Origin of the sequence: Plantibacter sp. LMC-P-059a, assembly GCF_030209505.1 — a bacterium.
In the GTDB taxonomy this organism is placed as follows: domain Bacteria; phylum Actinomycetota; class Actinomycetes; order Actinomycetales; family Microbacteriaceae; genus Plantibacter.
Genome location: NZ_JARVRZ010000003.1, coordinates 478,810 through 485,874 on the forward strand (window position 1 = coordinate 478,810; position 7,065 = coordinate 485,874).

Here is a 7,065-nt window from a genome sequence, read left to right on the forward strand (position 1 = left end):
CAGTACAGGAGGCCCATCGTGGCAGAACAGCAGAACCGTGCAGGCGAATCGGGAGCCCTCTGGGGAGGGCGGTTCGCGAGCGGACCGTCGCCGGAGCTCGCGAGGTTGAGCAAGTCGACGCAGTTCGACTGGGTCCTCGCCGGCTACGACATCGCCGGCTCCCGCGCCCACGCGAAGGCGCTGGCTGCGGCGGGCTACCTGGACGACGCCGAACTCCGCGACATGCTCGCCGCGCTCGACCGACTGGACGCGGATGTCGCCGAGGGCGTCTTCGTCGCCGCGGAGAGCGACGAGGACGTGCACTCCGCGCTGGAACGCGGGCTCGTCGAGCGGGCGGGGAAGGAACTCGGCGGGAAACTGCGCGCCGGCCGCAGCCGCAACGACCAGATCGCCACGCTCGTCCGGCTCTACCTGATCGATCACGGTCGGGCGATCGCCCGCGAGGTCGTCCACCTGATCGACGCGATCGTCTCCCAGGCGGAGGCACACCCCGACGCGGCGATGCCCGGCCGGACGCACCTGCAACACGCCCAGCCGGTGCTGCTCGCACACCAGTTGCTCGCGCACGCTTGGCCGCTGACGAGGGATCTGGAACGGCTCCGTGACTGGCTGGCCCGCGCGAGTGCGTCACCCTACGGGTCCGGAGCGCTCGCCGGGAGTTCGCTCGGCCTCGACCCCGTGCTCGTCGCTCGGGAGCTGGGCCTCGACCGCCCCACGGAGAACTCGATCGACGCGACGGCGAGTCGCGACGTCGTCGCCGAGTTCGCGTTCATCACCTCGCTGATCGGGATCAACCTGTCGCGGTTCGCTGAGGAGATCATCGTGTGGAACACCCGCGAGTTCGGCTTCGTGACGCTCGACGACGCCTATTCGACCGGCTCGAGCATCATGCCGCAGAAGAAGAACCCCGACATCGCCGAACTCGCCCGCGGGAAGTCCGGCCGGCTGATCGGCAACCTGACGGGTCTGCTGGCGACGTTGAAGGCGCTGCCGCTCGCGTACAACCGCGACCTGCAGGAGGACAAGGAGCCCGTCTTCGACTCCGTGAACCAGTTGGAGGTCCTGCTCCCGGCGTTCACCGGCATGGTCGCGACGCTGCGGTTCGACACGGCGCGACTGCGCGAACTCGCACCTGAGGGTTTCTCGCTCGCGACGGACGTGGCCGAATGGCTGGTGAAGCAGGGGGTCGCCTTCCGGGACGCGCACGAGATCAGCGGGGCCCTCGTCAAGCACTGCGAGGAGCGGGGGCTGGCACTGCACGAACCCGACGACGCCGCGCTCGCTGGCGTGTCCGAGCACCTCACCCCGGAGGTCCGGAGCGTCCTGACGGTGGACGGCTCGATCGGCAGCCGACTCGGTGCGGGCGGCACGGCGCCGGAACGGGTGCAGGACCAGCTCGTCACGCTCGTCGGCCGGGTCGGCGCGTTGTCGCAGGCCCTCTCGCTGTAAGCGCTGCGGGTCTCATGACGGCTGCCGGTGCGTTGCACGCGTTGACCTCGGCGTCGGCCTTGGAGGTCGCGCCGGCGCTGCTCGGCGCGGTGCTGTCCCACACCACGCCGGAGGGCACCGTGTCGGTCAGGTTGACCGAGGTCGAGGCCTATCTCGGCGTCGGTGAGGATCCCGGCTCGCACGCCCATCGCGGACCCACACCGCGGACGAGCCCGATGTTCGGTCCGCCCGGGCATCTGTACGCGTACTTCAGCTACGGCATGCACGTGTGCATCAACGTGGTGTGCTCGCCGGTCGGAACCGCGTCGGCGGTGCTGCTGCGAGCCGGTGAGGTCGTCGAAGGCGAGGAGCTCGCCCGACGGCGTCGAGGTGAGCGCGTGTCCGCCCGTGATCTCGCCCGAGGGCCGGCACGGCTGACGGTCGCCCTCGGCGTGACGCTCGCCCAGTCCGGCGTCGACCTCGCCGCTCCGCCGTTCGACCTCATCGTGCCGCAGCGGGTGTCCGATCCGGTGAGCGGGCCGAGGACCGGTGTCAGCGGGGTCGGTGGTGGCGCGTCGTATCCGTGGCGGTTCGTCCTTCCCGGGGAAGTGACCGTCTCGCCCTATCGTCGGTCGCCTCGGGCCGTCGACTGACGAGCGGCTCAGCCCCGCGCGATGACGAGGATCGACGCCACGCCTGCGGCCCAGAGGAGGCTGGCCAGCGAGCCGATGATGAACCGTTCGCGTGCCTCGGCCGAGTCGAGTTCGCTGAAACGGCCGACACCCTTCACCGCCACGATGACGGCGATCGCCTCCGGATAGCCGGAGAACAGCGCGGCCACGAGGGCGAGCCGTTCGAGGACGCCGATGGCCATCCCGCCGCGGAGCACTTCGATCGGACGGCCGATGACCTGCGACTCGCCCGCGTGCCGTTCTCCCACGAGGATGCCGCCATGGACGCCGGGTGCCACGGTGCCCTTCGTCGCGAGCGAGAGCACCAACGAGGCGACGGGCCCGCCGCCCGCGACGGCCACGGCGAGGACGAAGGTGCCGAGGAGCAGGAGCGCCGGGCCGCTCGGCGGGGTGGCGGGGACGAGAGCCGTCGCGAGGGCGCCGGTCGCCATGAGGACGGCGAGGACGACCATGAGCCGGTTCGTCAACCGCGCGGCGAGCAGCCGCCCGAGCAGGAGGAAGAGCAGCGCGCTCCCGAGGAGGCCGACGATGGTCGGCCAGGTGAGCGGGGTGAGCACGAAGAGGTTCATCGCTCGTCCTTTCGATCGACGGTATGGGAGGTGTCCGAGTCCTGGTCGAGCGCGACGAGGAGCCGGACGAGTGCAGTGGTCGCGGCGGCTTCGGCCCGGACGCCGGCTGCGGCCACTCGGCGACTCACGGAACTCTCCGTGATCCCGAGCCGTTCCGCGGCCTCCGTCTGCGTCGTGCCCGAGGCGAGGAGGTCGGCGACCTCCCAGCCGCCGGCGGTGCGACGGTCGCGGAGGTGCAACAGCAGGACGATGAGCGCTTCGAGGTCGGCGCCGCGTTCCCGGTCGGCGGCGTCGAGCGCGAAGCGGAACGGCGCGCGCTTGGCGCGGGTGACGGCGTCCCTCGCGGCGTAGAAGGCGTGTCCGGTGGCGGCGCGGGTCGATTCGGGAAGCGGTCGGCGGACGTCACCTTGACCGATGCCGACGCTCCACCCTCGGTCACGCAGCAGGTCGAGGGCGATGGTGAGCGCGAGGTCCGCGTCCTCGGTGGCGAGCTGGAACTCGTCGCCCGCCGTCCGTTCGGCGGTGAGGAGCAGGCGGTCGCGGAACCGGTCGTTGATGGATTCGATGACGGTTCCGGCGCGGTCGGGGCCGGACCGACTCGCGATCTGGTCGACGGTCAACACGAACACGGCGTTCCTCCCGTCAGTCGGTCCACGCTCACCGTAGACCCTAGGTGCAGGAATTTCAACAACTCGCACGACTGAGAGAAAATTCCGCAAGTCTCCGGACCGGTCCAGCCGCCGCTCGCCTTCGATCGAGCAGGCGGTCGATCCGGCGCTGATAGCCTTGCACGCGTGTCGAACCTCGCTCTCCCTGAACAGCGCAACGATCCGTCCTTCGAGGACATCTGGGACGAACTCGTGTGGCGCGGGCTCGTCCACGTGTCGACCGACCAGCAGGAGCTGAAGGCTCTGCTCGCAGGCGACCCGATCACCTACTACTGCGGGTTCGACCCGACCGCGGCCAGTCTGCACCTCGGGAACCTCGTTCAGCTCCTCGTCATGCGTCGCCTCCAGCTGGCCGGTCACCGGCCGCTCGGGCTCGTCGGCGGGTCGACGGGACTCATCGGCGATCCTCGGCCCACCGCCGAACGCACCTTGAACACCCCCGACACGGTCGCCGAATGGGTGCAGTCGTTGCGCGCCCAGATCGAGCGCTTCCTGAGTTTCGAGGGTGACAACGCCGCTCGTATGGTCAACAACCTCGACTGGACGGCACCGTTGTCCGCGATCGACTTCCTGCGCGAGATCGGCAAGCACTACCGCGTCGGCACGATGATCAAGAAGGACGCGGTGAGTGCGCGCCTCAACTCTGAGGCGGGCATCAGTTACACCGAGTTCAGTTACCAGATCCTCCAGGGGATGGACTACCTCGAGCTCTACCGCGAGTACGGATGCGTGCTGCAGACCGGTGGAAGCGACCAGTGGGGAAACCTCACGAGCGGCACCGACCTCATCCACCGGGTGGAGCGGGCGAACGTCCACGCGATCGGGACCCCGCTCATCACGAACTCCGACGGCACGAAGTTCGGGAAGAGCGAAGGCAACGCGGTTTGGCTCGACCCGAGCATGACGAGTCCGTACGCGTTCTACCAGTTCTGGGTCAACACCGATGACGCCGACGTTGTCGCCCGCTTGAAGGTGTTCACCTTCCTCGACCGGTCCGAGATCGAGCGACTCTCGGCCGCGACCGAGGCCGAGCCGTTCAGGCGTGAGGCGCAGAAGACGCTCGCGTACGCCGTCACCGCGCTCGTCCACGGAACGACCGCCACGGACGCCGCCATCGCCGCGTCCGCCGCGCTGTTCGGGCAGGGCGAGCTCGAGGCACTGGACGTGGACACGCTCCGCGCCGCGGTCGCAGAACTCCCGAACCGTGCCACCGGCGAGGACACCCTCGTCATCCAGGCGCTCGTCGACACGGACCTGTGCTCGAGCCTCGGCGAGGCCAGGCGCGCGGTCACCCAGGGCGGCGTCTCGGTGAACAACCGGAAGATCGACGATGTCGACGCCACGCTCGCGGGTCGGTTCCTCCCCGGTGGGGTGGCCGTGATCCGTCGCGGCAAGCGGACGCTCGCCGGGGTGTTCCTGGACGACGCGCCCGCCTGATCCGCCGACCACGGCGTCACGATCGTCGTCGAACCTGAGAGGGATGCTCCGAGTGCAGCTCTGCGAGGCGTGCGGGACCGAGATCGTCGATCCTCGCGACGGTGTGTGCCCGAGCTGTGGGAGCATGCTACCCGTGCGCTCGGAGGAGCCCGCGGCGACGGGCGCCGACGCCGCCGCGGAGGAGCGCGATCTCGAGACGCAAACCGAGATCGCGCCGACGTCCGGGACGGCGTCGATGGACGAGCCGACGACGTCGACCGATGCGGTCGACCAGGACGGGACCGCCGCCACTCCCGGCGGGGTGCCCTCCCCGGAGACGCACCCGTCGGTGGCACCAGCGCCCACGACGTCGGCACCGCCCGCGTCCCCGGAGGTCTCGTCGCCAGCAGCCGACCTGACTGCGGCGACGGCGCGGGACTCGCTCCCTGCGACCGCGACGGGTGAGACGGTGGAGGCGGGCACCACCGGCGCCCGCGCCGTCTGGCATCCCGACTCGTTGCCGGCGTCGGCCAAGCGGGCCCCGTCGCGGCGTCGGTGGTTCCTCCTCGGTGGGCTCGCGGCCGCCGTGGTCGCCGCGATCGTGGTCGTCGTGCTCATCGTGGTGGCGTCCGTCCCGCACCGCGTCGAGGGACTGGCGTTGCTGCGCGACCTCCCCACGAAGCCGACCGTCGGGACCTGGGATCTCGCTCACCCGCTCGACGATGAGGTGCCGGCGGGGGACGAGCTGTACGTGAACGGGTACACGGCCAGTCCGAGCACAGCGCTCCTGGTGTGGTCGACCGACCGGCCCTTGGATCAGGCGACCGTCGACGACGCTCCCGGTGAGACCGTGATCTCCCTCGTGAACACCGCCAACGGGCACACGCTCTGGGATCGCCGCGTCACCGAGCTCTCCCCGGAGTTCGACCGGTTCGACGCCCCGGTGGTGGTCTCGCCTCCCGATGCTGCCGCCATCGTGCTCAACCAGGGCGATCTGATGGTCGCGGTGAGTCGCCGTGATGGACACGTGGTCTCCACATCGCAGGAGCATTCGAGTGTCGAGGGGATCGGCTTCGCGGACTTCGCTGCACCGGCCGCCTTCGTCCCTGGGCTCGAGGGGGACCTGCTGATCTCGTCGACCACCACGGACGGGAAGGGAACGATCGGCCGGTACCGGTCGACGGATCTGACCGAGCCGATCTGGGAGGTCGAGGGTGACGCCGGGGAGCGGGCGACCACCGCCGGCGACAAGCTTTTCTTCGACGGAGCGGTCTACTCGCTGACCGACGGCTCGCCGATCGACTGGGAGGGTGACGGTTCCTGGTACTACCAGCAGGTCGGCGGCGATCTCGTCGCGATCGACTACTCCGGGAACGACACGACCATCCGTGGGGTCGACGCCCGCACCGGCGCGGAGCGATGGAAGGCGACCGGCGCGCTGCCGGTGGTCCTCGACGCGACCGGGCTCCTCGTCGTGGCAGACCAGTCGGGGGAGCGGGTGCGTCGTCTCGACCCCGGATCCGGCGAGGTCGAATGGCGCAGCGCACTCACGAGCACGTGGGACGGCGCGTACACCGTCGGCGACACGATCATGCTCAGCGACGGTGACGGCGGATACACCGGCGTCGATGCCGGCGATGGGGAGATCCGCTACGAGGAACAGGACGCGGAGGGGAGTCTCGTCGGATACGGCGAGCGGACGCTGCTCCTCACGCTGGACGGTGGACTCGTCGGGATCGATGCGACCACGGGTGAGCGGAGCTGGTCGGTGGCGTCCGCCGGCGACGAGTACACGTTCACCGCTTGGGGCGGGAGCCCGCTCGCCGTCGCGTCGGTCACCGCCGCCGGTTCGGACACCCCCGCGGTCATGGGCATCGGCGACGATGACGAGCGATGATCCCCGTGGATCCGGGCGACACGCCCGGGATGCACGTGGGATTTGCCACGACCTGGCGGTCTGCGTAAAGTAATCACTCGTCACCCCAAAGGTGCGGGAAGCGGAAGAGCTTCCCGGCCTCAAGTGGGACCGACACCCAGCCAAAAGCTGAGCGTCTCGTCGTGAGCAAGACTCACACTTGAGATTGTCTCGCTTCAAGACTAGGTTGGAACTTCCCAGATCTCGGGTCATCGAGACGGTGAGGATCCGGAGGGCTTCGGCTCAACGAGATCGACTCCCGCTCAACTTGACAACAACCGAGGAAGTGGTAAGTTAGAGAAGTTGCCCTGCAGGGCGGTCGTGATGGCCAAAGGCAGGAGCATCCGATCCTTGAGAACTCAACAGCGTGCACAATG

At 69.4% G+C, this 7,065-nt stretch carries 6 protein-coding genes and 1 pseudogene; 5 read left to right on the forward strand and 2 right to left on the reverse strand.

What is annotated here, in order from left to right; genetic code table 11:
• Nucleotides 1-18: 18 nt before the first annotated feature.
• The gene (gene argH, locus QRN27_RS09510; protein WP_285042025.1) at nucleotides 19-1,449 is read left to right on the forward strand and encodes an argininosuccinate lyase; all 1,431 of its coding nucleotides are present in this window, start codon (nucleotides 19-21) and stop codon (nucleotides 1,447-1,449) included.
• Nucleotides 1,450-1,463: 14 nt separating this feature from the next.
• Complete coding sequence (locus QRN27_RS09515; RefSeq protein WP_285042026.1) at nucleotides 1,464-2,081, forward strand: DNA-3-methyladenine glycosylase; 618 nt, start codon at nucleotides 1,464-1,466, stop codon at nucleotides 2,079-2,081.
• A gap of 8 nt (nucleotides 2,082-2,089) precedes the next feature.
• On the opposite strand, the gene QRN27_RS09520 is transcribed toward QRN27_RS09515, so the two are convergent.
• Nucleotides 2,090-2,689, reverse strand: a complete 600-nt coding sequence (locus tag QRN27_RS09520; RefSeq protein WP_285042027.1) for a hypothetical protein — start codon at nucleotides 2,687-2,689, stop codon at nucleotides 2,090-2,092.
• Nucleotides 2,686-3,318, reverse strand: coding sequence for a DNA-binding protein (locus QRN27_RS09525; protein ID WP_285042028.1), 633 nt, complete (start codon nucleotides 3,316-3,318; stop codon nucleotides 2,686-2,688). Before QRN27_RS09525 ends, QRN27_RS09520 begins: the two co-directional genes overlap by 4 nt.
• A 165-nt stretch (nucleotides 3,319-3,483) precedes the next feature.
• Between QRN27_RS09525 and tyrS the strand changes: the two genes are divergently transcribed.
• The 3 genes and pseudogenes from tyrS to QRN27_RS09535 all read left to right on the forward strand — a co-directional run bounded on the left by tyrS (nucleotide 3,484) and on the right by QRN27_RS09535 (nucleotide 6,670).
• Complete coding sequence (gene tyrS / locus QRN27_RS09530; protein ID WP_285042029.1) at nucleotides 3,484-4,794, forward strand: tyrosine--tRNA ligase; 1,311 nt, start codon at nucleotides 3,484-3,486, stop codon at nucleotides 4,792-4,794.
• Between the two features lie 43 nt (nucleotides 4,795-4,837).
• Nucleotides 4,838-4,906, forward strand: a pseudogene (locus QRN27_RS18370) (hypothetical protein); the annotation flags it as partial.
• A gap of 12 nt (nucleotides 4,907-4,918) precedes the next feature.
• The gene (locus QRN27_RS09535; RefSeq protein ID WP_502929510.1) at nucleotides 4,919-6,670 is read left to right on the forward strand and encodes an outer membrane protein assembly factor BamB family protein; all 1,752 of its coding nucleotides are present in this window, start codon (nucleotides 4,919-4,921) and stop codon (nucleotides 6,668-6,670) included.
• Nucleotides 6,671-7,065: the final 395 nt, after the last annotated feature.